Source organism: Acinetobacter colistiniresistens, from assembly GCF_024582815.1.
Lineage (GTDB): Bacteria > Pseudomonadota > Gammaproteobacteria > Pseudomonadales > Moraxellaceae > Acinetobacter.
Genome location: NZ_CP102099.1, coordinates 62,482 through 87,689 on the forward strand (window position 1 = coordinate 62,482; position 25,208 = coordinate 87,689).

At 39.0% G+C, this 25,208-nt stretch carries 21 protein-coding genes and 1 pseudogene; 16 read left to right on the plus strand and 6 right to left on the minus strand.

The window, feature by feature from the left end; genetic code table 11:
* Positions 1-138 precede the first annotated feature (138 nt).
* The 7 genes from NQU59_RS00305 (at position 139) to NQU59_RS00335 (ending at position 7,778) form a co-directional block, all read left to right on the plus strand.
* Positions 139-2,949 (plus strand): GacS-like sensor histidine kinase, encoded by a 2,811-nt coding sequence (locus NQU59_RS00305; protein WP_257064480.1) that lies wholly within the window; start codon positions 139-141, stop codon positions 2,947-2,949.
* Positions 2,950-3,024: 75 nt separating this feature from the next.
* On the plus strand, positions 3,025-3,813 hold the full coding sequence (locus tag NQU59_RS00310; RefSeq protein ID WP_257064481.1) for a crotonase/enoyl-CoA hydratase family protein: 789 nt from the start codon (positions 3,025-3,027) through the stop codon (positions 3,811-3,813).
* 21 nt (positions 3,814-3,834) lie between these two features.
* Positions 3,835-4,701 carry an NAD(P)-dependent oxidoreductase gene (locus tag NQU59_RS00315; RefSeq protein WP_005239666.1) on the plus strand — a complete coding sequence of 289 codons (867 nt, stop codon included), beginning with the start codon at positions 3,835-3,837 and terminating at the stop codon, positions 4,699-4,701.
* Positions 4,702-4,731: 30 nt separating this feature from the next.
* Positions 4,732-5,526 carry a hydroxypyruvate isomerase family protein gene (locus NQU59_RS00320; protein ID WP_005239669.1) on the plus strand — a complete coding sequence of 265 codons (795 nt, stop codon included), beginning with the start codon at positions 4,732-4,734 and terminating at the stop codon, positions 5,524-5,526.
* Between the two features lie 81 nt (positions 5,527-5,607).
* The gene (gene rsfS, locus NQU59_RS00325; RefSeq protein ID WP_004655709.1) at positions 5,608-6,006 is read left to right on the plus strand and encodes a ribosome silencing factor; all 399 of its coding nucleotides are present in this window, start codon (positions 5,608-5,610) and stop codon (positions 6,004-6,006) included.
* 174 nt (positions 6,007-6,180) lie between these two features.
* Positions 6,181-6,801 carry an NUDIX hydrolase gene (locus NQU59_RS00330; RefSeq protein ID WP_151837827.1) on the plus strand — a complete coding sequence of 207 codons (621 nt, stop codon included), beginning with the start codon at positions 6,181-6,183 and terminating at the stop codon, positions 6,799-6,801.
* A 152-nt stretch (positions 6,802-6,953) separates the two neighbouring features.
* Positions 6,954-7,778: an SDR family NAD(P)-dependent oxidoreductase gene (locus NQU59_RS00335; RefSeq protein WP_257064486.1), complete on the plus strand. Its 825-nt coding sequence runs from the start codon at positions 6,954-6,956 to the stop codon at positions 7,776-7,778.
* Positions 7,779-7,871: 93 nt separating this feature from the next.
* On the opposite strand, the gene NQU59_RS00340 is transcribed toward NQU59_RS00335, so the two are convergent.
* From NQU59_RS00340 to NQU59_RS00355, 4 genes are all read right to left on the minus strand, one after another.
* Positions 7,872-8,390: a hypothetical protein gene (locus NQU59_RS00340; protein ID WP_257064487.1), complete on the minus strand. Its 519-nt coding sequence runs from the start codon at positions 8,388-8,390 to the stop codon at positions 7,872-7,874.
* A 273-nt stretch (positions 8,391-8,663) separates the two neighbouring features.
* Positions 8,664-10,118 (minus strand): NAD(P)(+) transhydrogenase (Re/Si-specific) subunit beta, encoded by a 1,455-nt coding sequence (locus NQU59_RS00345; protein WP_005239674.1) that lies wholly within the window; start codon positions 10,116-10,118, stop codon positions 8,664-8,666.
* Positions 10,119-10,121: 3 nt separating this feature from the next.
* Entirely contained in the window at positions 10,122-10,445 is a 324-nt protein-coding gene (locus NQU59_RS00350) for a proton-translocating transhydrogenase family protein (RefSeq protein WP_004655717.1), read from the minus strand.
* Between the two features lie 11 nt (positions 10,446-10,456).
* A complete protein-coding gene (locus NQU59_RS00355; protein ID WP_005239676.1) occupies positions 10,457-11,584 on the minus strand; it encodes a Re/Si-specific NAD(P)(+) transhydrogenase subunit alpha in 1,128 nt (375 codons plus the stop codon).
* Between the two features lie 868 nt (positions 11,585-12,452).
* Here NQU59_RS00355 and NQU59_RS00360 point away from each other — a divergent pair.
* The 7 genes from NQU59_RS00360 to NQU59_RS00390 all read left to right on the plus strand — a co-directional run bounded on the left by NQU59_RS00360 (position 12,453) and on the right by NQU59_RS00390 (position 21,637).
* Positions 12,453-12,872: a RidA family protein gene (locus NQU59_RS00360; RefSeq protein ID WP_005239678.1), complete on the plus strand. Its 420-nt coding sequence runs from the start codon at positions 12,453-12,455 to the stop codon at positions 12,870-12,872.
* Between the two features lie 19 nt (positions 12,873-12,891).
* Positions 12,892-14,085, plus strand: coding sequence for an MFS transporter (locus NQU59_RS00365; RefSeq protein ID WP_257064488.1), 1,194 nt, complete (start codon positions 12,892-12,894; stop codon positions 14,083-14,085).
* A 1,095-nt stretch (positions 14,086-15,180) separates the two neighbouring features.
* Entirely contained in the window at positions 15,181-17,007 is a 1,827-nt protein-coding gene (locus tag NQU59_RS00370) for a BREX-1 system adenine-specific DNA-methyltransferase PglX (protein ID WP_257064490.1), read from the plus strand.
* 35 nt (positions 17,008-17,042) lie between these two features.
* Positions 17,043-17,927, plus strand: a complete 885-nt coding sequence (locus tag NQU59_RS00375; protein ID WP_257064491.1) for a type IIL restriction-modification enzyme MmeI — start codon at positions 17,043-17,045, stop codon at positions 17,925-17,927.
* Positions 17,928-17,929: 2 nt separating this feature from the next.
* Entirely contained in the window at positions 17,930-20,074 is a 2,145-nt protein-coding gene (locus tag NQU59_RS00380) for a DEAD/DEAH box helicase (protein WP_257064492.1), read from the plus strand.
* A gap of 16 nt (positions 20,075-20,090) precedes the next feature.
* Positions 20,091-20,363: a hypothetical protein gene (locus tag NQU59_RS00385; RefSeq protein WP_257064493.1), complete on the plus strand. Its 273-nt coding sequence runs from the start codon at positions 20,091-20,093 to the stop codon at positions 20,361-20,363.
* A 14-nt stretch (positions 20,364-20,377) separates the two neighbouring features.
* Positions 20,378-21,637 carry a GIY-YIG nuclease family protein gene (locus NQU59_RS00390; RefSeq protein WP_257064494.1) on the plus strand — a complete coding sequence of 420 codons (1,260 nt, stop codon included), beginning with the start codon at positions 20,378-20,380 and terminating at the stop codon, positions 21,635-21,637.
* On the opposite strand, the gene NQU59_RS00395 is transcribed toward NQU59_RS00390, so the two are convergent.
* Together NQU59_RS00395 and NQU59_RS00400 are read right to left on the minus strand one after the other, a co-directional pair.
* Positions 21,584-21,982: a hypothetical protein gene (locus NQU59_RS00395; RefSeq protein ID WP_257064495.1), complete on the minus strand. Its 399-nt coding sequence runs from the start codon at positions 21,980-21,982 to the stop codon at positions 21,584-21,586. The genes NQU59_RS00390 and NQU59_RS00395 overlap by 54 nt on opposite strands.
* Before the next feature lie 518 nt (positions 21,983-22,500).
* A pseudogene (locus NQU59_RS00400) lies at positions 22,501-22,748 on the minus strand (recombination directionality factor); the annotation flags it as partial.
* Between the two features lie 261 nt (positions 22,749-23,009).
* Here NQU59_RS00400 and NQU59_RS00405 point away from each other — a divergent pair.
* Both NQU59_RS00405 and NQU59_RS00410 read left to right on the plus strand, forming a co-directional pair.
* Positions 23,010-23,666, plus strand: coding sequence for a dynamin family protein (locus NQU59_RS00405; RefSeq protein ID WP_257064496.1), 657 nt, complete (start codon positions 23,010-23,012; stop codon positions 23,664-23,666).
* Complete coding sequence (locus NQU59_RS00410; RefSeq protein WP_257064503.1) at positions 23,656-25,098, plus strand: hypothetical protein; 1,443 nt, start codon at positions 23,656-23,658, stop codon at positions 25,096-25,098. The genes NQU59_RS00405 and NQU59_RS00410 overlap by 11 nt, the downstream gene beginning before the upstream one ends.
* Positions 25,099-25,208 lie beyond the last annotated feature (110 nt).

Sequence of the window (25,208 nt, forward strand, 5' to 3'; positions counted from 1 at the left end):
ATATTAAGGTGGCGACTATTGTATGAAAAAAACGGCAATACTGCACCATTTCACTCTGCTTTTTATTGCCAAGCAGATGTCCTTGATTTTCACAAAGCGTGCTAAGATGTTGCGCAGAATGATAAATCTGACCGCACTATGTCAAATTTCAATAAGACCATATCGAAACGTTTACGCCTCAATCATGCTTATGGGCAGTTGATTGCACTGATTCTTGTGCCAATTGCAATTTTGACCAGTGTAGGGATTCTTTGGGTTTTAGCAGAAACAACCAATTCAGCCAAACAACAACAACGCTCAGATGCTGCTGCGATTTTGGCGCGTTATCACCAAACCGCAAATGATTTATTACGCTTGGTACAAGAACAACCAGATCAATATGATCGCGCTCAAAACATTATGCAAAAAATGTTTGATGAGAAGAACTTACAGCGTGCAGTCTTGATTGACAACAAAGGCCAAACCTATCTCAGTGTCGGGTATCAAAACAACCGGTTTTGGCCCAGTTTTCCAGAAAATCGTAATTTTTTCGGCCCAATTCCGCATAATCACAACAGTATTTATGGTTCAAAATTAGACAGCAGCAATTCAGATTCAGTCTGGTTGATGATTGAACTCGATAACCAACCACTCGAATTAGCACGCTACAAAATTCTGTTATCTCTGGTCGTGACCGGACTGATGACCTTACTGATTTTATTGTTCTGTTTAAACGTTTTCTCACGTCGCTGGCTCGCACCGCTCTATGAAATCCGCATGCAGATGCAACGTCTCAATGCCGACACCCTAGATCAGCATATTGTGGTGAACAGTACCGGTGAACTGCGTTTACTGCAGCGTGATATTGCCAATGTGGTGAAACGTCTGCATTTCAGTTTTTTAGAATTAAAAGAACATACCGAACAAACCGAAGAAGATTTACGCCGAACACTGGATACCTTAGAAGTTCAGAACATTACCTATCGCCAGGCGCGTGACCAAGCAATTTCATCAAACCAGTCTAAATCGGTGTTCTTGGCCAACATCAGTCATGAACTCAGAACACCGCTAAACAGTATTGATGGCTTTATTCACTTATTACTACGCCAACAAAACCTCAGCAATGAGCAGAACCTTTACCTGCAAACCATTCGCAAATCTTCTGCTCACTTATTGGCGCTGATTAATGATGTACTGGATTTCTCAAAAATTGATGCAGGTAAACTCGAACTCGAAACGGCTCCTTTTGACCTTGAAGAAGCTATTTTTGATGTGATGGATATGCTCTCGCCTTTGGCTGCACAAAAGCATATCAATATGGCGTTTTACTATGCAGAGAACATTCCCAAGCATGTGGTCGGTGATGCGCTACGCTTTAAGCAAATCCTGACCAACCTGATTTCCAATGCGATCAAGTTCACCCCTGATGGTGAAATCATCGTGCGGGTACGTATGGAAGATGATGAGATCGGGCAATGTTTACTGCATTTTAGTGTTCAAGACAGCGGCATTGGTCTGAGTGGCACTGATCGTAAAAAGCTGTTTGAATCCTTCTCTCAGGGCGATGCATCGGTGACACGCCAATTTGGCGGTACAGGACTTGGCCTCGCCATTTCCAAACAGTTGGTGCATTTGATGCATGGTCAGATTGGCTTTGAAGATAATCAAGAACGCGCGCCAACTGAAAAAGGCTCAACCTTCTGGTTCACCGCTTCATTTAAAGTTGAAGAACAGGATGAGTTTGTTGAACATCCTCGTTTCGACCATTTACAAGTGGTGTCTTATCTTGCCCATCCTGCAACGGCTAGCGTACTACGTTCATATTTAGAGAACTACCATGTCTCTCACATTGAAACACAATCGATTCTGGACTTATTCAGCCGTTTGAATCATCTCAATCAACAAGAAAATACTTGGCTGATTGTCGATCATAGTGGTGATACAGAGGCCTTACTCAAAGAAATTCGTCAACGCTATCATGGCAATTTAGCAGTTTATGGCTATCAGATGAGTCTGGAGCCAAACATGCTGAATGAGTATCGTGCACGGCCATTGTATCAACCGCTGAGTCGTCGTGAATTGGTACAGTTACTGGGTAATCAACCCATTTTTGAACAAGAATCCGAAGACTTTAACGGTCAAGGCTTGCATGTCTTGGCTGTGGATGACCATTTGCCGAACTTGATTGTGCTTGAAGCCCTGCTCGGTGAGCTCAATGTCACCACCACCAAAGCTTTGAGTGGACAAAAGGCCATCGATATCATTCAGGAACGCATCGAACAAAAATCACCGCCATTTGATCTCGTGTTCATGGACATTCAAATGCCAGTCATGTCCGGGATTGATACCACACGTGCGATTCGCTCTCTCGAGTCAACCTTGGACAACGGTATGCAATTGCCGATCATTGCACTCACCGCCCATGCGCTGGCCGATGAAAAGCAAAAGCTACTCAAAGTCGGTATGAATGATTATGTGACCAAGCCGATTCAGATGGAGCAGATTATTCAAATCCTGACCCATTGGACCAAAAACAATTTCAGTACTCAGCCTGCGACGACTGAGCCGAAGCGCCCAACCGAATCCATTGATCCACAAATCTTAAACTGGCAGCAAAGCGTGCAGCTTGCAGCCAATAAAGAAGATTTGGCGCAAGATTTATTGAATATGCTGGTGGATAGCTTTGATACCGAGCTGGCAGAAATGCAACAATTGATTGAAATGGAAGATTTTCCACAACTGGAACACGTCCTGCATCGCCTCTATGGCGCAACCCGTTATGTCGGCACACCCAACTTGCAGCAAGTCTCTGGTGAATTTGAACAATTTGTCTCGACGCTACGTAAAGAACGGCGCAAGGCTGATGATGTGTTTATTCGTGAGACCAATCATCGTTTCAATGAGCTCAGCACAGCCATTGAACAGGTTCGACAGGCGGCTAATTTAATCTTGCATAGCTACGATAATTAACGTGACTGCCCTGTCATGTTTCGACACAGGGACTCATGTTATGCTGCCGAATCAAACACAATAAGAGTAAGGCAGATGGCACTTTTACGCGTTGAAAAGAACAATGGAATCGCAACCGTTTCCTTAAACCGTCCAGATAAACGTAATGCAATGAGCTTTGCCTTACTCAAAGAACTGGTGGCAACTGCAAAAAAAATTGAAAAAGATCGTTCTATCCGTTGTGTCATCCTGACTGGTGAAGCACAAGTCTTTAGTGCAGGCATCGACCTTTCTGATTTAAACAATCCTAAAAATACTGCTTTTGCGGCGTGGGAACTGATTAAACCCGGACAAAGTCTATTCCAGAAGGCTTTCCTGATTTGGCAAAATTTACCAATCCCTGTGATTGCAGCAATCGAAGGCTATTGCTTTGGTGCTGGGATGCAACTGGCGCTTGCTGCGGACATTCGCATTGCAACACCAACTAGCCAAATGTCGATTATGGAAAGTCGTTGGGGTCTGGTGCCTGATATGGGGCTGACCCGTTCACTCAAAGGGCTGATTGGGGTTGACCTTGCCAAAGAACTGACACTCACTGCACGTATCTTTGATGCCGAATATGCCAAAGAAATTGGCTTGGTCACCCACTTGGATGCTGATCCACTTCGCAAAGCTAACAGCATTGCTGAAGAAATTTTACAACGTTCACCAGATGCCATCATGGCAGCCAAACGTGTCTTGGATGCGATGGAACACCAACCAGAAAAAGCATTGCGTTTAGAAAAACTTTGGCAACTCAAGCTACTCTTGGGTAAAAACAGTAGCTTGGCTCGTAAAAAGGACAAAAACCCAGAGATTCAATTCCTGCCGCGCCAATACAAATAATCCTAACGGGAGCACATTCACATGCATGCGAATCAAAAAACACCAATCGCTTTTTTGGGTATGGGGTTAATGGGCACACGTATGGCAAGCCGACTATTGCATGCAGGTTATTCTGTTGCAGTCTGGAATCGCAGTCCACATGCATGTGAACCGCTCCTTCAACAAGGTGCATCATTATTAGCGATCGATCAGATTGCCCTTTATCCCGTTATTTTGACCTGTTTGGCCGACGATCAGGCGATGCAAAGTGTTTTTGCCCAGATTCAACCGTATTTACAAGCACAGCAAGTTATTGTTGATTTCTCTAGTTTATCGGTGCCTGCAACACAACAACTGGCTCAATCTGCTCAACAGCAGCAGGTCACTTGGATTGACTCCCCTGTATCCGGCGGCACTATTGGTGCAGAGCAAGGCACATTGGTTATTTTTGCTGGCGGTGATGCAGAAACCATCGAGCAGCTCACCCCGATTTACAATGTACTGTCGCAGCGTGTGACTCGGATGGGCACATCGGGTACTGGGCAAGCCACCAAAATTTGTAATCAACTGATTGTTGCTGCCAACAGCACCCTGATCGCAGAAGCAGTCGCCCTTGCCGATCAAGCAGGCGTCGACACCGCATTACTCGCACCCGCACTTGCAGGTGGTTTTGCCGACTCAAAGCCCTTTCAAATCCTTGCACCACGTATGGCAACTCAAACTTTTGAGCCTGTACAGTGGAAAGTGCAAACCTTATCAAAAGACTTAAACAATGCCTTACTTTTGGCACAAAGTTTTAACTTAAAGATACCTGTTGCACAAAAAGCTCTATTACAGTTACAAGCCCACCAAGAAAATGGCTTTGCTGATAAGGATTTAGCGACTATTATCAAAATTACAGAACAATAAATAGGATCTATTGATTCAGGGAGTCCTAACATGAGCCATCTTGCAGTCAATTTATCAATGATCTTCACTGAAGTTCCCTTAATCGAGCGTTTCGCCTTAGCACAAGCCCACGGTTTTCAGCATGTAGAAATTCAGTTCCCCTATGAACTCGACGTGATTGATATTCGAACCCAACTTGAACAATATAATCTTTCACTCTGCCTGATCAATGTCCCTGCTGGCGACTTAATGCAAGGGGGTAATGGTTTGGCTGGTGTACCTGGACGAGAAATTGAATTTCACCAAGCACTGGAACAAGCGATTCGCTATGCCACTGCACTGGATGTGCCCCGTGTCAACATTCTGGCAGGTAAACAGCCGTTGGATGCGGATCTGTTGCCTTGCTTGAATACTCTGGCAAGCAACCTAAAGCTCGCCTGCCATCTGTTGACGGAACAAGGTATTGAACCTGTGTTTGAAATGATCAATGGCACTGATATGCCACGCTTCTTGGTTCAAAATATTGCCCAAGCCCAAGAAATGCTGGAAGCCATCAACCACCCAGCCCTGAAAATGCAATATGACTGTTACCATATGGCGATGATGGGTGAAGATGTTTTAGCAGGACTACAGGAAAATATCGAGCAGATTGGACATATTCAATTTGCTGACTGTCCAGACCGCCATGAACCCGATACTGGCAATATTCCCTATAAACAAATCTTTGACTGGTTACAACAAAGTGACTACCGAGGTCTGATTGCTGCGGAATACAGACCAAAAACGCATTCAGATCAATCTTTTGCATGGAAAAAGAAGTATTTTTCTAATGATGTGAATACATAAACTGTTACTGCTAAAATTTGAACTTTTTAGAGAAAAACGGTATATTTGATGATGAGCAATTGTCAGGAAAATATACCCTCTATGAATTTAGAACCATCGCCCAGCGCTTCTAATTCTCACGATCTAAAAATCAAAACAGCGAACAAAGATGTACAAGCATGCCTAAACGTTGTACATGAAGCTCTCACTGATGTAAAAGCCAAAGATATTCTTGAACTTGACGTAAGTACGATCAGCAATGTTGCCGATGCAATTGTGATTGCAAGCGGTACATCAACGCGTCATGTTAAAGCCCTTGCAGATAATGTTGCTGATGAAGCACGTAAAGCAGGTTTCCGCCCAATCGGTGTCGAAGGTGAACGCGATGCTGAGTGGATCTTAATCGACCTCGGTTTTGTTGTGGTACATGTCATGCTACCAACCGCGCGTAAGTTCTATGATTTAGAAAGCTTATGGCGTGCGCCAGAGTCTGTAGCGTAAAGCTCCTCAAAAAAGCGACCGAATAGGTCGCTTTTTTTATACCGTATTCAAGTCAAAAGAGATTCTATACACAGATACGCTATAAGCCGATTTAGCTCTAGATTTCCGACCATTCCTTGTAAAATAGAATAGCAATGCTAGTATTAAACCCTCTCCTCTATCACCTAGAATAAAATGAAAGATTCAGCGGCATGGATTGAAACACTCAATAAAATTACAGGATTGGCTCAATCAGGTTTGTACTACAGCAAAGATGTGTACGATAAAGAACGCTATCAACAGCTACTTGATCACGTCCGTACCCTGATGGAATTAGAAGAAATTGATACCACTCTCTTTATTCCCAATGTATTGCAAGATATTGGCTATGCAACACCTAAAATTGATGTTCGCGCTGTTGTATTTAAAGACAATAAACTGCTATTAGCTAAAGAAACACAGGATGGCTTATGGTCGATCCCTGGAGGTTGGGCAGATGTTGGCTATTCCGCCGCTGAAAATGCAGAAAAAGAAGTGCTTGAAGAAACTGGATTAGAAGTCAGAGCGACCAAGCTGCTCGCACTCACCGATCGTAGAAAGCATCCTCACCCTGCTATGTTCCTGCATGTCTATAAAGCCTTCTTTTGGTGTGAACTGATTGGTGGTGAACTCAAGCCAAGCATCGAAACTTCTGAAGTTGCTTTCTTTGATAAGGATGAATTACCCCCGATTTCAACGGCGCGTGTTACAGAAGCACAAATCCATCAGTTTTTTGAATTACAACATAAACTCCCCGAGAATACTTACTTCGATTAGCCTCTTACTTAACAGATAGATCTCCCTTCCGCACTGCACTCCAAATGCCAATCATCTCCCACCTTTAAATTTGACATGACAAATTGTCAAAACTACAGCACTATACAGATTGTTGAAATCCACCAAGAAATAGCATAACTGGAGTACAGGACGTGAAAAAAATACTGATTACAGGCGCCAATACAGGCATTGGTTTTGCCACAGCAGAACAGTTAGTTAAACAAGGGCAACATGTCATTCTGGCCTGCCGCAATCCCCAGAAAGCCCAAGCAGCACAAAACAAATTACGGGCACTCGATCAAGGGCAAGTTGACCTCATCTCCCTCGACCTCAACAGCCTTGAATTGACTCGAAAAGCCGCTGATGAAATCGCAGATCGTTATGGCAATCTGGATGTATTGATCAACAATGCAGGCCTATTTGCCAAAACCAAACAGCTGACTGCTGATGGCTTCGAGCAACAGTTTGGTGTCAATTATCTCGGTCATTTTCTATTGACCCAAAAACTGCTTCCCGTTTTAAAGCAATCTCCTCAAGCACGTATTGTGCATTTGGCCTCAATTGCACATTGGGCAGGCTCAATCAAACCCAACAAATTCCGCGCAGAGGGTTTTTATAATCCGCTATTTTATTATGGACAATCTAAGCTCGCGAATTTACTGTTCAGCAATGCTTTGGCGGAGCAACTGGCAGATAGTTCAATTACCAATAATGCTCTACACCCAGGTGGCGTCGCTTCGGATATTTATCGCGAGCTACCTAAACCTGTTTATGCGGCGATGAAATTAGGTCTAGTTCCGACCTCAGTTCCTGCAAATCTCATTACCCAAATGGCGATTGGCGATGAATGGGAAAAACGCAATGGTGAATATGTCAGTGCACATATGCCTGACTGGAAATCTTCACATGCCAAAAATCAGCCATTGGCACGAGACCTCTATCAACAATCCCTAGCACTGGTCGAAAAGTTTCTTTAAAAAATCAGCCAAATCAAAAAGCCACCCGAAGGTGGCTTTTACAATCCTGATTAGGTCAGATTAGTGACCACCACCATTGATTGATTTAGAGTTTTAATCATTAATTCTATATTTTTCAATTACATACTGTTCTAACTCACGAGTTACACTATCTGTAGTTCTATAAATATCTTCATGCTCCATAAAATGCAAATTCCAATATCCCAACTCTTTATCGTCTTTGTCGTACTCTTTATGGGATTCAGGAGGGGGTAGATCAAAATTAGCAATTCGATAAAAATACAAGTTTCCATTTCTGTCGAAATGATTGGTTCTACCGCCCTTTAGATCATATTCATCTACATCTCTAGCCATCAATACAAATTGATTATTGATTAAAATATAATGATCCACGGTGAAACCAACGCTATTCTTTACTTCTCGACCCGAATACTGCTCAGTATAAGCCACTAAGTTATATTTTTCTCCAGCGTAGAGAGAGGTGGTGATAACTCGATTTAAACGATTAATTATGCTTATTTCTTCATAGATAAAATTATTATCTTTATCTAAGCAGGTAATTTTGGAAGACACCCAAATAGATCGTGCCATACCAACATCTAAATCATTCAATATAATCTTTTTATTGGATAATCTTCGTGTGCTTCTTGAACTGTGACTTCAATCATGATGCAAAGATATGCATGAGTGCATTATTATCAGTATTTTTAGTCTATAAGATATTTTTATTTTTTCAAGCAATAAAAATCTTACCCCTATTAACTTAAATCAATTCAGAGTAATCGCATCACTTTATTCTTAGATAAATTCAACATTACGACAACATAATATCTTTATAAAAAAGCCACCCAAGGGTGGCTTTTACAATCCAGATTAGAGGTCAGATTAGTGACCACCACCATTGATTGCTTTGGTCATATCTTCCACAACTTTCTTGGCATCACCAAAGATCATCATGGTTTTTTCATTGTAGAACAAGTCATTGTCTAGGCCAGCATAACCTGTTGCCATAGAACGCTTGATCACCATAATGGTACGCGCTTTATGTGCCTCAAGGATCGGCATACCGTAGATCGGTGAGCTTGGATCATCTTTCGCCGCAGGGTTCACAACGTCATTCGCACCGATCACCAACACTACGTCTGTTGCAGGAAAATCGGAGTTGATCTCATCCATTTCCAAGATGTCTTCATAAGCAACATCTGCTTCTGCCAACAATACGTTCATGTGACCCGGCATACGACCAGCAACTGGGTGAATCGCAAAGCGAACTTTTACGCCCTGCTCTTTCAAGATTTCACACAACTCTTTCACCGCATTCTGTGCACGGCCTTGCGCCATACCATAACCTGGTACAATCACAACGCTGTCTGCATTTGACATCAAGAAACCTGCGTCATCTGCTGAACCAGAACGATGATTACGTTGAACTTGCTCACCTTTATCTGCCGATGCAACTGCTGCACCACCCATTGCACCACCAAACAATACGTTGATGATTGAACGGTTCATCGCCTTACACATGATATAAGACAGAATCGCACCAGATGAACCTACAAGCGAACCTGCAACGATCAACATATTGTTTTCAAGTGTGAAACCAATACCTGCCGCAGCCCAACCAGAGAAAGAGTTCAAAAGCGATACCACAACTGGCATATCACCACCACCGACTGGTGCAATCCACACCCAGCCAAATGCAAGTGCAAGTGCTGTCATTGCCCAGAACGCAGTCATGTTACCTGTAGTGAAGAATGTGAACCCACATGCAAGCATCGCAATAAAGATGATCGCTTGAACAGGTTTAACCCATGCACCCGAAATTGTTTTTGCCCATTTCTTTGCCGCCAATTTACCGTAAGCAAAGACAGATGCTGTAAAGGTAATCGCACCCACAAAACAACCGACAAATAATTCAAATAAATGCACGCCACTCATATGTGCATGTTGAACACCCGCAGCCGTTAAAGCAGCTTCATTTTGCTCAAATAATGCAGTGAGTTGGTTGTTGTGTAGAATCGCCGCAATTGCAATCAATACCGCAGCCAAACCCACCAGAGAGTGCATCAACGCAACCGTCTCAGGCATTTGTGTCATTGGCACTGTTTTCGCACGTGCGATACCCACAACCGCACCCAATACCATTGCACCACCGATCATCCAAACAACAGGATGTTCAGCAACAAAGAAAGTGGTGACGACAGCAATCGCCATAGCGATCATACCGTAGCGGTTACCCGCAATCGCAGTCTTAGGACCAGACAAGCCACGTAAAGTTAAGATAAAGAGGACAGCACCAATGAGGTAGAACCAATCCGCATAGTCTCGAATGAATTCCATTGCTTAGCCCTCTTTTTTCTTTTGCTTCGGCTTGAACATTTCAAGCATACGAGCAGTTACAGCAAAGCCACCGAAGATGTTGATACTTGCCAAAAATACAGCAATCGCACCAAGGATACTCACCACGTTTACACTTTGGAATGCAACGTTAGCATCTACACCAATCGCAGGCATACCCACTGTTTGGATCATCGCGCCAACCACAATAATGGAAGACAACGCATTGGTTACCGCCATTAATGGTGTATGTAACGCAGGCGTTACTCCCCACACCACGTAATAACCAACAAAGATGGCAAGGACGAAAATTGTAATCGTTTCAACCATGAGAACTCTCCTTAACCGCGCTTGAGCAGTACTTGACCGCCATGAGTCACGAGTAACGCTTTTTGGATTTCATCTTCCTGATTGATCACAAAGGCTTTGTCTTTGTCGAATAATGTCTCAAGGAAGTTAAAAACGTTACGTGCATACAGTGCAGATGCTTCAGTCGCAACTGTGCCTGGAATATTTGGAATACCCAAAATCTTCACACCATTTTCAGTTGTGACTGTTTCGCCTTCTTTAGAACCTTCAACGTTACCACCCGTCTCAACTGCCATATCTAAAATGACAGAACCCGGTTTCATTTTGGCAACGGTTTCAGCTTTAATTAAACGCGGAGCATTACGACCTGGAATCAATGCAGTGGTGATTACGATGTCAGCATTTGATACAGCTTTATCTACAATCGCAGCTTGATCTTTGATGTATTGCTCACCCGGCTGCCAACCATAACCGCTTTTCGCAGCTTCAGCAGCACGTTGTTTTTCTTCATCGGACATTGGCACGTCTAGCCATTTGCCGCCTAGAGATTCAACCTGCTCTTTTGCTGTTGGGCGCAAATCTGTTGCTTCTACAACCGCACCCAAACGTTTCGCAGTCGCAATCGCTTGAAGACCTGCAACACCAACCCCCATAATCACGACACGTGCAGGTTTTACAGTACCCGCAGCCGTCATTAACATTGGGAACATACGTTGATATTCAGCCGCAGCTAACAATACAGACTTATAGCCCGCCAAGTTTGCTTGAGAAGAAAGTACGTCCATGTTTTGTGCGCGGGATAGCGTACGTGGCAGTAATTCCAACGCAAAAGCAGACACTTGCTGAGTTGCAAACTGGTCTAGTTCTGGATTGCGATAAGGGTCAAACATTGCAATGACAGTCGTATTCGCCGCAAGCTTCTGAATTTCGTCACCTTTAGGGGCGCGAACCTTCAAAATAATTTGGCTACCTGTATATGCATCGTCCGTAATGGTTGCGCCAACTTGTTCATAAGCACTGTCAATGTACGCCGCTTTAATACCAGCACCACGTTCAATAACAATACTATGACCTGCGTTAATCAACTTCTTCACTGTCTCTGGTGTTGCCGCTACGCGACTTTCACCTGCAACAGTTTCGGTTGGGATTCCGATCTGCATGAGCGTTCCTCAAGCTAGTTTTTCTTAAGTAAACATCGCCAAGAGCAATGTTTCCCCCAGGAGTATTCTTTGTAGAAATTTGGATTCTAATGGAAGTTTTTTAAATTTCCACCCAATATTTATTTAATAAATACCTATATTTTGAACTGATGATTCACATTTATATTCAGAGCAGGTATGATCCGCAGGTTTGCCTTTTGATCAGGCAAACCTTACTTTTCATTTTCAGTCCGTATAAAAATGCAATTCTTTTTGCAATCGATCTGTTCATTTTTATGCTTTCTGTCTTCCTGTTTCAGAAGATCAAAGCGATATCTATTGCATAATCCGAATTGTCATTCCCCATCGCAGAAACAGCACCACCTAATCCATTTTAATTAGCTTAGATCGTTTCTTTTTGGCTCTGCTGATGTATGGCTTGAATCGGCATCATAATCATGCAGTTGCTGCAAGGGATTGGCTACTCTGCAATTTCTCATGGTCTGTTTGGCTAGTTTTTAGCAATCTGCCGATGATGATCATTTAAATCGCGGCAATAGAACCATATTTCGCTTTATCAATAAATCTGAATGAGTTGAAGTAAATTGCTCAGAAAAATTTAAAAGAATGAAAAAAACTTGTATTACCATTTTTTCAAGTGATATTTGTATGGTTTTGTCTAGCAAAAGCTGCTTTATTGCACAGTAATGGTGCAAATATTAAGCAACAGATGATATAACTCATTCAGTTCAAAGATAAAAACTATCAAAATATTTCAAAATCGATTTTTTATCACAGCAAATGCACTTTTTTGATTCAACCCCTTGACCTAAAGTTAACTTGAGCTTTGATACTGAGTCATCTCCATCTTCAATGTGATGTTTTAACGATGAAACAGATCAAGACAGTAACATTTAAAATGATCAACCCAAGTGAGCTTTATGATCCACGCAACAATGGCTATAGCCATCTTGTGATTGTGCCGCCCAACATGCGCAGCATTCATATTGCAGGTCAGGGGGGTGAAAATAAAAATGGTGAGCTTTCTGAAGATTTTGACCAACAGGTACAACAAGTCTTCTATAATATTCAGCACGCTTTAGCATCCGCACAGGCACAACTGTCAGATATTGCTGTTTTACGTATTTTGGTGGTTGAGCATAATGCTGAAAAACATCAGCTCCTGATTCAAGTCATACAAGACCTGTGGAAGAACCATGCTTTTCCTGCATGTACCCTCATTCCAGTCTCACGCTTGGCATTGACAGGCATGCAAATTGAAATTGAAGCCACAGCCTATACCGCATAAACCTTGGATAGAGAAAATTATGTCTGCCCCTCAAGATATTAGTCAAAATAAAACCTTACTTTGGTTTATGGCTGCAGCATGTGGTTTATGTGCGGGTGCCAACTATTATAGTCAGCCTTTGATTCACTCAATTCAGCAGTATTTTGCAGTGACCGAAGGTCAAGCAGCTCTTACGGTAACCTTTGCTCAAGTGTCTTATGCGCTTGGCCTGTTGTTTATTGTGCCAATGGGTGATGTAGTCAATAAGACCAAATTCATTCCTTTACTCATGGTATTTTGCGCTGTTGGCTTATTCATCAGTGCCTTTTCTGTCAACTTACCAATGCTTTGGCTCGGTACCATTATGGCAGGACTGTTCTCTGTCGCAGCACAGGTATTAATCCCACTTGCAACCATGACAGTGAAACCTGAAAAAACAGGTGAAGTCATTGGCTTTTTAATGAGTGGTTTACTGGTCGGTATTTTACTCTCCACCAGTTTGGCAGGTTTGTTTTCTAATCTGTTTCATTGGAAGGTCATTTATGTAGTGAGTGGCGTGCTGATGCTGATCTTGGCCTATGCCTTGAAAAGCCGTTTACCTTATGCCATGCGAATGAAAATGAATTACGGACAAGTCTTTGTCTCCATGGCACAACTGCTCAAACAAGAGAAACGTTTGGTGTTACGTGCACTTGCAGGCGGATTTGCTTTTGCCGCAGTCAGTATTTTGTATTCTACTATCGCGCTACTACTGACCTCTGCCCATCATCTTCAAGATCTATTGATCGGGATGGTGCCTCTGGTCGGGATCTTTGGGGCGCTCTCGACCCAATATATTGGTAAATATGCCGATCAAGGCTTAACCAGCCAACTGACGTGGATAGGTTGTGGCTTGTTTATCTTAAGCTGGATCTGCTTCTATTTTGGGCAAACCTTTTTAATCAGTTATATCCTCGGCTTTGCCTTGATTCAGTTAGCTTTAGCCTTGGTGCATACCAGTAATCAGAGTGTAATTTTCCGTTTACGCCCAGATGCGAAATCACGGATCAATGCCATTTATATGACCGCCTATTTTACTGGGGGGGCCTGTGGTTCAGCCTTGGGTATTTTTGCCTGGAATCATGGTGGCTGGAGCATGACCTGTTTTGCTGGAATCAGTCTGGTGGTTGCTTGTATGCTGTTTAGCTTGCTGGATTATCTTTCGACGAAGAAAAAAAACATGGTCACTTTCTAGATCTTCATTCTACTAGTAAAAATTGAAGTGTTAGGGATCAGCATTGGTGAATTGGACACAAAACTCGTATAATGCTGCCCTTTCTTTGCTTGTCCACATCCGAGATCTGTTTATGCAATCACTTGAATCATTACAGCCACGTATTTCCGTCGCGCCGATGATGGATTGGACAAAAAATTTTAAAATACAATTAAAAATCAAACACCTAAAACAAACAAAAATAACCTAGGTGTAAAATTAGTGTAAGATTTAACTAAATTAAACATCAGTACAAATATTCTTCTAATTACAATTATTGGAGTGGAATATGATGGTAAAACTCCTAAGACTCACGACTTCCTTAGCTAATCACTCTTTAAACACTGGAGGTTTCTCTTCGATATATACAGTTATAAATAAGCACTTAAACTGAAAAATTAGATATTCAAAATTAGGGCAATTGTGGCAGATTTGTAGTCATATTTATCTATTGTTGATATATCTCAAGTTACCCACATGACAATTAAAATTATATAATTCATCTAACAATTCAGTGCTTGTATTTTACACACAGTGGTATTCTTATTAAATATAACAACTCTTTTTAATAATCTAGGTAATTTTTATCAAAATTCAAACTTCACATCTCTGCTTATCTTGTAATTCTTTATTTCCACTCCCTATAACAACATCCTAATGAAAAATTTCGTAGTAAAGGCATCAAAGTCGATAATTGCTTACATATCTATTAATGAAGATAAGTGCTCAAAGAGAATCAAATTATCTCATAGCAATCTAATGATTTTATTAAAAATCAAACTAGCTCTGTTAGAGAGAATCCTTTATAAAAATTGAGACAGGTTACCAAATTTTTTAAAGGCGCCCTTAACTATTAAAATATGAACAATAGGTGAGCTCAACAACTAGTTATGTGATTTTTCTTGACCTTAATGGTTTTTTATAAAACTAAATTTTCAAATTTAACCGAACAATAAAGTAAATTAAACGTGTTAAAACAATTACTAAGAATGATTTCAAATAAAAAAACAGTACTTGGGTCAATATCGGCTATTAGAGTAATATAGAACTTAATTTATCTTGTTTTTTTAACAACCTATGAATGCAGTTGAAATTGAAGTAGTCGTCTCTGAACTTGCAGAAAAGCCATTTGATCCTCAAGAATTTGCTTTTGACTTTTTAAGAGCTTTTGGCAATAAAGAAACAACAATAAAAAAACTACGTGCTGGTCAAAGTAACTCGTCAGATATTCAGAATGGCGTTTTGCTAAGAAATTATATTCACATAGCTATATGTGATCAGGACTCAGTCTCTCAGACTTTAAATTTATTGAGAGAAAGTAAAGCTACAGGAAAAGCAAAAGCCAAGTTTATTCTCGCTACTGATGGACTTTACTTACAAGCTGAAGATCTCATTTCCGGTGAAACCATTAGTTGTGAATTTTCTAAATTTGCAGAACATTTTGGATTTTTCCTACCACTTGCTGGCATATCAACTATTCGGGAAATTAAAGATAACCCAATTGATGTTCGTGCAACTGGCCGTCTAAATAAACTCTACATCGAATTACTAAAAGAGAATCCAGATTGGGCTACTGAGGAACGTCGCCAAGACATGAACCATTTCATGGCTCGTTTAATATTTTGTTTCTTTGCAGAAGATACTGAAATTTTCCAGCCAAGTGGAATTTTCACAAAGACTATTGAAAAAATGTCTGAGCGTGATTCAAGCAATACACATGAAGTCATCAGCACCTTATTCTCTACAATGAATGTAGAGGATTCAAAACGTACAAATATAAAATTACCAATTTGGGCAAAGCCATTTCCATACGTAAACGGTGGCCTATTTTCAGGTGGTACAGAAGTACCAAAATTCTCAAAGATTGCCCGTACCTACCTATTGCATGCAGGTGAGCTGAATTGGCAAAAAATCAACCCTGATATTTTTGGCTCAATGATTCAAGCTGTTACTAATGATGATGAGCGTGGTTCATTAGGCATGCACTATACTAGTGTGCCAAATATATTAAAGGTACTAAATCCCTTATTCTTAGATGATCTAAATGAACAATTAGAAGCATTTAGAAAAAATCCTTTAAAACTTCTAAATTTACGTAAACGCATTGCACGTATTCGTGTTTTTGATCCTGCATGTGGATCTGGAAATTTCCTTGTTATTGCGTATAAAGAGCTTCGTAAAATTGAGGCTCAAATTAACGAACTTCGCAACGAAAATGGACGTGCAACAGACATTCCATTGACGAATTTTCGTGGTATTGAGATCAATAGTTTCCCTGCTGAAATTGCACGTTTAGCATTGGTGATTGCAGAATACCAGTCTAATGTTCAATACTGTGGTCAGATTGAAGCATTACAAACAGTGTTGCCTCTATCTAAAGAGAACTGGATCATTTGTGGAAATTCTATTCGTTTAGATTGGTTAAGTGTTTGTCCACCGACAGGTAGTATTGTTAAATTAGTTGCTGACGATTTATTTGAGTCACCACTAAATCAAACGGAAATTAATTTTGAAAATGAAGGCGGTGAAATTTTTATTTGTGGCAATCCTCCTTTCGCAGGTCAGAAAAAAAAGAATGATACACAAAGAGAAGACATGAAATTTTATATGTCAAAATACATGGTTAATTTTGGTGAGCTTGATTATGTAACAGCTTTTTACTTAAAGGCTGCTGAATATTGTAAAAACACACAAGCTTCAGCAGCCTTAGTCTCAACCAATTCAGTAGTACAAGGTAGACATGTACCAAGTTTTTGGCCTATTGTTTTTAACTTAGGATGTGAAATCAGTTTCGCTTATACCTCATTCCCATGGTCAAATAATGCCGCAAATAATGCTTCGGTATATTGTGTTATTATTGGATTACGCCCAATTAATAATAATAAAAATATTTATTTACTTTAAGTGAAAAGATTGAAGTTAATAAGATTAATGGGTACTTGGTTGATTTTCAAAATATAGTTGTCGAAAAGAGAAAAAAACCACTATCAACAGATTTACAAGTAATGCGTTCAGGCAATATGCCTTTAGATGGTGGAAACTTATTCCTTTCACGTGAGGAAGTTGAATATTTAAAAGCAAATTTCTCTGAGGCAATGAAGTTCGTTAAAAAAGTTGTTGGTGCTAAAGAAATCAACCAAGGACTAATACGTTATTGCTTATGGATTAACGATAATGATCTAAGCGAAGCCCTTAAAATTGATTTAATAAAGGACAAAATCGAGCTTTGTAAAGAGTTTCGAAAGACGTCAAGTGCACCAAAACTTGCCGAAACTCCACACGCTTTCCGAGATAGACATACTCAGAAGTATTCAGCAATAATTTTACCAAATCTATCTTCTGAAAAACGACAGCGCCGGATACCCATATTGGCTAAAGACAACGTGATTCCAACTAATTTAGCTTTAGCTATTTATGATGGAGAAATTTTTCAAGTAGCTATTTTAGCAAGTCGATTGCACCATCTATGGGTTGAAGCAGTATGTGGTAAATTAAAACAAGATTATAGGTATTCAAATGATCTTGGGTGGCATACATTTCCACTACCTAAATTAACGTCAAATCAAAAGGTTGAATTAACCACTTTGTCAGAGGACTTACTCCTTGCGATTGAGACTGAATACCCTTCTACACTGAATGATATCTATAACAATGATATGACGTTAGAAAATCTGCCCGCACATATTTTTAGTGTACATAGTCAAATTGATGAATATTTGGAGCGAATTTATATTGGCCGTCGATTTAAGAATGATACAGAACGTCTTGAGAAACTATTTTCAATGTATACCGAAATGACTTCAAAACAAGTAGGAAAGAAATAAGCATGACAACTTCAGAAAATCCAACAAATAAACGGACTGTTCCTGCTGTTTCTATCAAAACTGCTTGCACAGGAGCATCAAACAAAGCGAATGAACTAGGCATGCGACCTATGCAAGAACGTGCCTTTGAAAAACGTGGAGAACAATATCTTTTAATTAAATCTCCGCCAGCGTCAGGTAAATCACGTGCATTGATGTTCATTGCCCTTGACAAGTTAGCCAATCAAGGTATTCAACAGGCTTTAATTGTTGTTCCTGAACGCTCTATTGGCAGTAGCTTCGCAGATGAAGAACTGACTAAGTACGGTTTCTGGGCAGATTGGAAAGTGCAACCACACTGGAACTTGTGCAATGCTCCAAATGCTGACGATGAAAAAGTTGCTAAATCAAAGGTTAAGGCTGTCGGTGAATTCCTAGCGAGTGATGACAAAGCATTAGTTTGTACACATGCAACATTTCGTTTTGCAGTAGAAGAACTTGGGGTTGAAATTTTTGACAATCGACTAATTGCAATTGATGAATTCCACCATGTAAGCAGCAACCCTGATAATAAATTGGGTAATCAATTAAGCCAGTTTATTGAGCGTGATAAAGCTCATATTGTAGCAATGACAGGTTCATATTTCCGTGGAGATTCAGAGGCAGTACTCACCCCAACTGATGAAAATAAATTTGAGACTGTTACCTATACTTACTATGAGCAATTAAATGGTTATAGTTATTTAAAGGCACTGGATATTGGTTATTTCTTCTATACAGGAAAATATACCGATGCAGTCATGAAAGTATTAGACTCTAGCCTAAAAACAATTATCCATATCCCAAACGTCAACTCCAAAGAAAGTACCAAAATTGGTAAACATCTTGAAGTTGAACATATCATGGATGAGCTAGGCACGTGGAAAGGCGTAGATGATGAGACAGGATTTCATTTAGTCGAAATCACAACCGAATTTGGGAACAAACGTACTTTAAAAGTTGCAGATCTTGTAGATGATAGTGATGCAGCTAAGCGTTCAAAAGTATTAACAGCACTCAAAGATCCAAAGCAACGTTTTAATCGTGACCATGTTGATATCATTATTGCATTAGGTATGGCCAAAGAAGGATTTGACTGGATCTGGTGTGAACATGCTCTCACTATTGGTTACCGCAGTAGTTTAACGGAGATTGTGCAAATTATTGGTCGTGCTACACGTGATGCCGAAGGTAAATATCGTGCCAAATTTACCAATTTAATTGCGGAACCAGATGCCTCAGAAAAACTGGTAGTTGAGGCTGTCAATGACATGCTAAAAGCAATTGCAGCGAGCCTATTGATGGAACAAGTACTTGCCCCTCGCTTTGAGTTTACACCTAAAAATCAAGGTGCTTTAGATGGCTTTGATTATGGTGAAGACGGTTACCAGAAAGGTAAAAATAATATAGGTATTAATGATAAAACTGGACAAGTCCATGTTGAAATCAATGGCCTTAAAAAACCTGAATCAGAAGAAGCTAATCGAATCTGTAAGGAGGATTTGAATGAGATCATCACAGCCTTTGTGCAGAATAAATCAGCAATCGAACGAGGCTTATTCGATCAAGAAAATATTGTTCCGGAAGAGCTAACACAATTAGCATTGGGTAAAATTGTTCAGGAAAAATACCCAGATCTAGAAGTTGAAGACCAGGAAGCAGTTCGTCAACATGCAATTGCCGCTTTCAACTTAATTCAACAAGCAAAGAAAGAACTTGAACAAGCACAGGAAACGCTTGGAGGTGCTACCCTTCAACCTATAGATCCTAATAACAAACCTGAATCAAATTTAGCCTTTATTCAAGGCGTAAAGAGGTTTATAAACGTCAGAGATCTTGATATTGACTTAATCGATCATATCAATCCATTTGAATCAGCTTATGCTGTACTTTCAAAAGCAATGGATGAGGCTACACTGCGTCAAGTCCAAGCTCACATTTCTGCTAAACGTATCAATCTAAGTCATGAAGAGGCAAAAGACTTGGCAATTCGTGCAGTTCAATTTAAAAAAGAACGTGGGCGTTTACCAGATATAAATTCTCATGATGCTTGGGAAAAAAGGATGGCCGAAGGCGTTGCAGCTTTTGCAAGATTCAAAGCTCAAGAAAAAGCAAAATCTGGTATTTGAGAACGGACAATAAGCAATGAAACCTCTTTCAGATGAACAAATTTTAGATGAACTAGAAATCGAACTTGAGTTAAAATCTGTGAAAGTTCTAAGTCCATTAGAAGAACGCCTAATTTCTGGTTTTGAGGAAATTAATGTCTTCTATGAAACTCATCAACGAATTCCATCTCTTAATGATGATGCTGATGTCTTTGAAAAATTATGTGCCTCTCGTCTTGGAAAAATTAAACAGAACTCTGCAATGAGTTCTGTTGTAGTCCATCTCGATAAATTCGAACTATTAGGTTAAACAAGGTAAATTTTATGGCTGATATTTCTGATGATGATTTGCTATCAGAATTAGGTATAGATTTAGCACCAGTAAAACAGATTACCTATACAGCCAAAGAAGAACGATTGATCTCTGGCTTCGAGGAAATTGTTAAATTTTACGAAAAAAATCAAAGAGTTCCTTCAAACTCAATTGATACTGATATTTTCGAACGACTTTATGCTGTCAGACTTGACCAGCTTAGGAAATTGCCTGAAGCCATATCTCTTCTAGATGACTTTGATCAACATAATCTATTAAATAGTACTATTTCCGAACTATCTGATATGTCTGAATTAGAGGATAATAACTTACTTTCTGAATTAGGAATTGAAGTTGAAAGTGAAGATAATATTCTGATACTACAACATGTTAGATCACAAAAAGATCGAGAAGCAAATGAATTAACAGCAACTAGAAAAGCATGTGCAGACTTTGATGTATTCAAAGGGATATTTAATCAAATCTCCAAAGAGCTAGAAGGTGGACTACGGATTACAAAGCCATTTGGTAAAGATGCAAGTATCGAATTACATGATTGGTTTATTGTAGATGGGCAAATTGTCTACATTGCAGAAATAGGTGAATATTTTAAGGCACCTAATGGCGAAAATGATGCACGGTTAAGAGCAATCTATTCAAATGGAACCGAAAGTAATTTGTTGATGCGGTCATTAAAAAAAGCTTTGAATACAGACAAAGCTGGTCGACGTATTTTAATAGCAAATAACTCAGGACCTCTATTCAGTTCAGGTAATTTGCCAGAACAAGACAATACTGATCTTGAAATTAAAAGCGGATCTATATATGTATTACGAAGCCTGTCTGATAATGAGTTTATTAAACAGAATCAACATGTATTACATAAAATTGGGGTAACCACTGGTAAAGTGGCTAAACGTATTAAAGAGGCCCGAAAAGACCCAACATATTTACTTGCTGACGTAGAACTTGTTGCTACTTACTCTCTTCCTGAAAACATTGTACCTCAGAAATTAGAAAAGCTTATTCATAAAGTATTACAATTAGCTCAACTTGATATGGTTATTGAAGATAGATTTGGAAACCCTGTCAAACCTCGTGAGTGGTTTCTTATACCATTAGGAGCAATTGATGAACTAATTCTAAAAATTAAAGAGGGAGATATAAATAATTTGACCTATCTCCCTCCCAAGGAGTATTTTCTAAATTTTAATATATTAATCAATAACCTTATTGATAGCTTCTATAGCCCCTTTAAATATTTCTTTTGAAAAGGTTAACTTCATGTGAGCATAAGTAATAGTTAAAGGATTCTGCTCATTTGTAGTTGATCTAAGTTCACTATGAGGTACATCATATTGCCAACTTTCATTTAACGTACCAGATAGGTCATTTAATCGTATACCCATATGAATTTCTTTCTCTTTCATCATGATATGAGAATTTGCAGGACTTTCAACCTCCAGATAAATATCACTATTGTTACTTTGTAATAGTACGCCCTTACTTTTATCTCCACCTATGCGAATAACAATATTACTTAAATTAGATCTAAAAGATTCATGAATATTAGGAAGATCCATATTTCCTAACTTACGACCATTAGGATTATGCATATTTAGTATCCACTCTTGTGCTTCAACATCAACAAAATTTCTTATCAAAAGTTTAGTAAGCAACTTAAATTCAGATAGTTTTATATAAATATCTATTCTTTTCTTTGTTTGTATATTTTTTTATTTTTAATAAAAGAGTTGAGTAACATACAACATTATCATTTTCCAGACAAAAAGTCATAATAGGAAGATGAGATTCATCTTGTGAGTGAGTATAAAAATATACGGTTGTGTTGAATCTAGAGCCAAATTAATTTTAGTAATTAATATTTGCACAAATCTCTCCTTATTAAATAATATAATAATAATCAATAAAAGTAACAATAATCTACTGCTAAATTTATTTCTTTATAAATATCCTATATGAAATAAGGTCATCAGAGCAGGTGCTATTAAAGTTGCAATTTGTCCTCCCTTTCATCTAATGAGAACATTACTTATCTTTTCTCCTTCGAGATCAGTAAATGGCTGGTCGAGTTGACTTAAAAAATTGGCCTCTTCTCCTTCTCTAACCCTGTACGTAGATTCAGTCTAAGATCATTAAAGAGTATTCGTACTAGTATGGTTCTGAGCTTTTGATTCAGCACCTTAGCACGCGATTGTTCATCAATGGGATGTTTCCCCCATCCATTTTTTGCCTTGAATTTGGCTGGTAATGGTAAATTGATCACGCCGTTCAGGTAGACGTTTTTCCATTCTTTTCAACGACTTTACCAATGCCGATACAGCCCAATAAGGGTGATGGCTTTTGATATCTCAGTCTTATCCAATATTCTGGTAAATCTGGAAGCGCCGTATCCCGACTTGAAGCCTAAGTAGCAGAGAATTTTTACTCTCTGCGCTTCAACAAGTATTTAAAATAAAATTAACCCAAAAACAAATACTTATTAATTTAAGACAAATATGTCTAAAAAATATTGACTCCACATTAGTAATATGTTTTTATTGTTTTAGACAAATATGTCTCAACCCATGTAGCTATTTAGTATTTTTTAGCTATCTAGCGTTTTTAAAGAAGGTGATTCATATGAACAACGAAGATCATTACACTGAGGATTTAAATCAAAAACTAAAAAACTTCTTTATAAGAAATCGAGAAAATGCTGGTTTATCGCAATACGATGTTTCTGTGAGATCTGACGTTTTTGGTATAGGACAAGTTTTAGATCAAAGAACTGTGTCTAGAATTGAAAACTCTCCGCTCAATGCAGATGCTTTGAAGATAGCAGCTTACTTAACAGCAATTGGTCTTGAGCCAACTAAATATTACGAGTATCTAATGGAACTTACGAAGTCTAACGACACTAACCTATCTTTGAACTTAAAAAAATCAAACTTACACAAAAAAGTCAAAAAGTTGACTTATAAAATCAATGACATTAAGCAAAGCATTGAGAAGTTTGATCATGCTTATTTAAAAGAAACCAACTTAGTTGATAATTTGACAGCTCTAGAGCTATTTGTAAAAAGTTTTGATAAAAAACCTATTATTGGTTGCTTTGGGGCCTTCGATTCGGGTAAATCAACACTAATTAATACAATTATTCATAATCCAATCTTACCTACTCGTTATCAGCCAGCAACTTGTATTGTCAACTTGCTTATGCATACATCAGATCGTCCTGAAAGCATTAAGGCAGATGTATTAGTATTTAAAAAGGTTTTTACCTTACATGATTCATGATAATGAATTAATGGAAAAATATTTAGTAGAAGAAGGAGGCTATGTATTACTCGATAAATTAGGACTACATAATTATGAGGATGAACTGAATAAAGAGAGCTTTATGGCCGTTGTATTCACTGATTCTGAAATCCTTAAGCATGTTTGGTTATTGGATACACCAGGAGATCTGAATAATGACGACGGGGATGATATCGAAAAAGCCCTTAGTTCTGTAGAGCTCGTAGATGGTGTTATTTTTGTATCAACTCATACTGGTTTCCTTAAAGATACCGACCTAGGGTATTCATCTAATATTATTCGTAATAAACCACCATTTAACCCTGAAAAACCTTTTGAGCATTTATTATTTATACAGTCACATTGCCATTCTGAGCTTAAGCCAGAAGACGTGAAGTATGTTGGTAAAACTGCTTTCAAACGTGTTAAACGACAATTGGAAAATCTAATTTTTAATGATTGGATAGAAGATGGTTTTCTGAAAAATTTGCCTGAAAGTGATCAACTTAGTCAACGTGTACAGCCATTTTGGCGAGAAAATAATGAATATCGTTTAGATACTTTACAACAAGTCAGTCAGATGGCGAATTTTCTTTCTACCCAACAGGAAGAATCTACAGATCAAGAGTTTAAGAAAGTTAACGCTAAACTTAAAAGTTTAATTAAATCAAATGAAAAGGAATTACGTAACAAAAAAAAAGTTTCAATCGAACGTCAACAAGAAGCAGAAACCGCAAAAAAGCAGTTTGAAGCTAAACGTAAAGATTTATTGAAAGAAGTTGACACCTTGATTGAGCAAAGTATTAACTTCAGAAATAAAGATCTCAAAACTGTAGAAGCCTACCATGACAATTTAGTATCAGTAGATTGGTTAGAAAAACTTATCGTGGATACTTATACCGATAAGAAAGAAGCACAATCTGAAATTGGTAGTTACATTGGACAATTAATCAGTGCAAAAATAGAGAATACACTTAAAAAAAGTGGAAAAACTTATAATAATGCAACTAATGATTTAATTGAAAAATGGCAAGCCGTTGTTCCACGTATTGCAGATACGGAAGTGGAGGATATCGAGGGTATCAATGTAGATTTTAATTTGTTTGATGCTAAAGCCGCTTTTATTGGTGGCTTAAGTGGCTTAGGGAGCTTAGGAGCTATGGCTTTATATGTATCTACTATTGCAAGTAATCTAGGGGCATACATCATTGTCGGTAAGGTCGCAGGAGTGTTAGCTTCACTTGGTTTAGTAGGTAATGTTACTGTGGTAACGTCTTTTGTCGCTGCAATTGGAGGACCTATTACTATCGGATTAGCAATAGCAACTGGGATTGGATTAGCAATTTATGGTTTCTTTGGTGGATCATGGCAAAAATCACTAGCTAAAAAACTAGCAGCAGCGATAAAAAGAGAATTTATTATCAAAAATTAATTCCAATGTCATTGATTATTGGGATAAAACAGCAAAAGCAACTAAAGCCGGCTTTGCTGGAATAGATCAAGATATTAACTCTTATAGTGATAAATTACTATTAGAGTCAA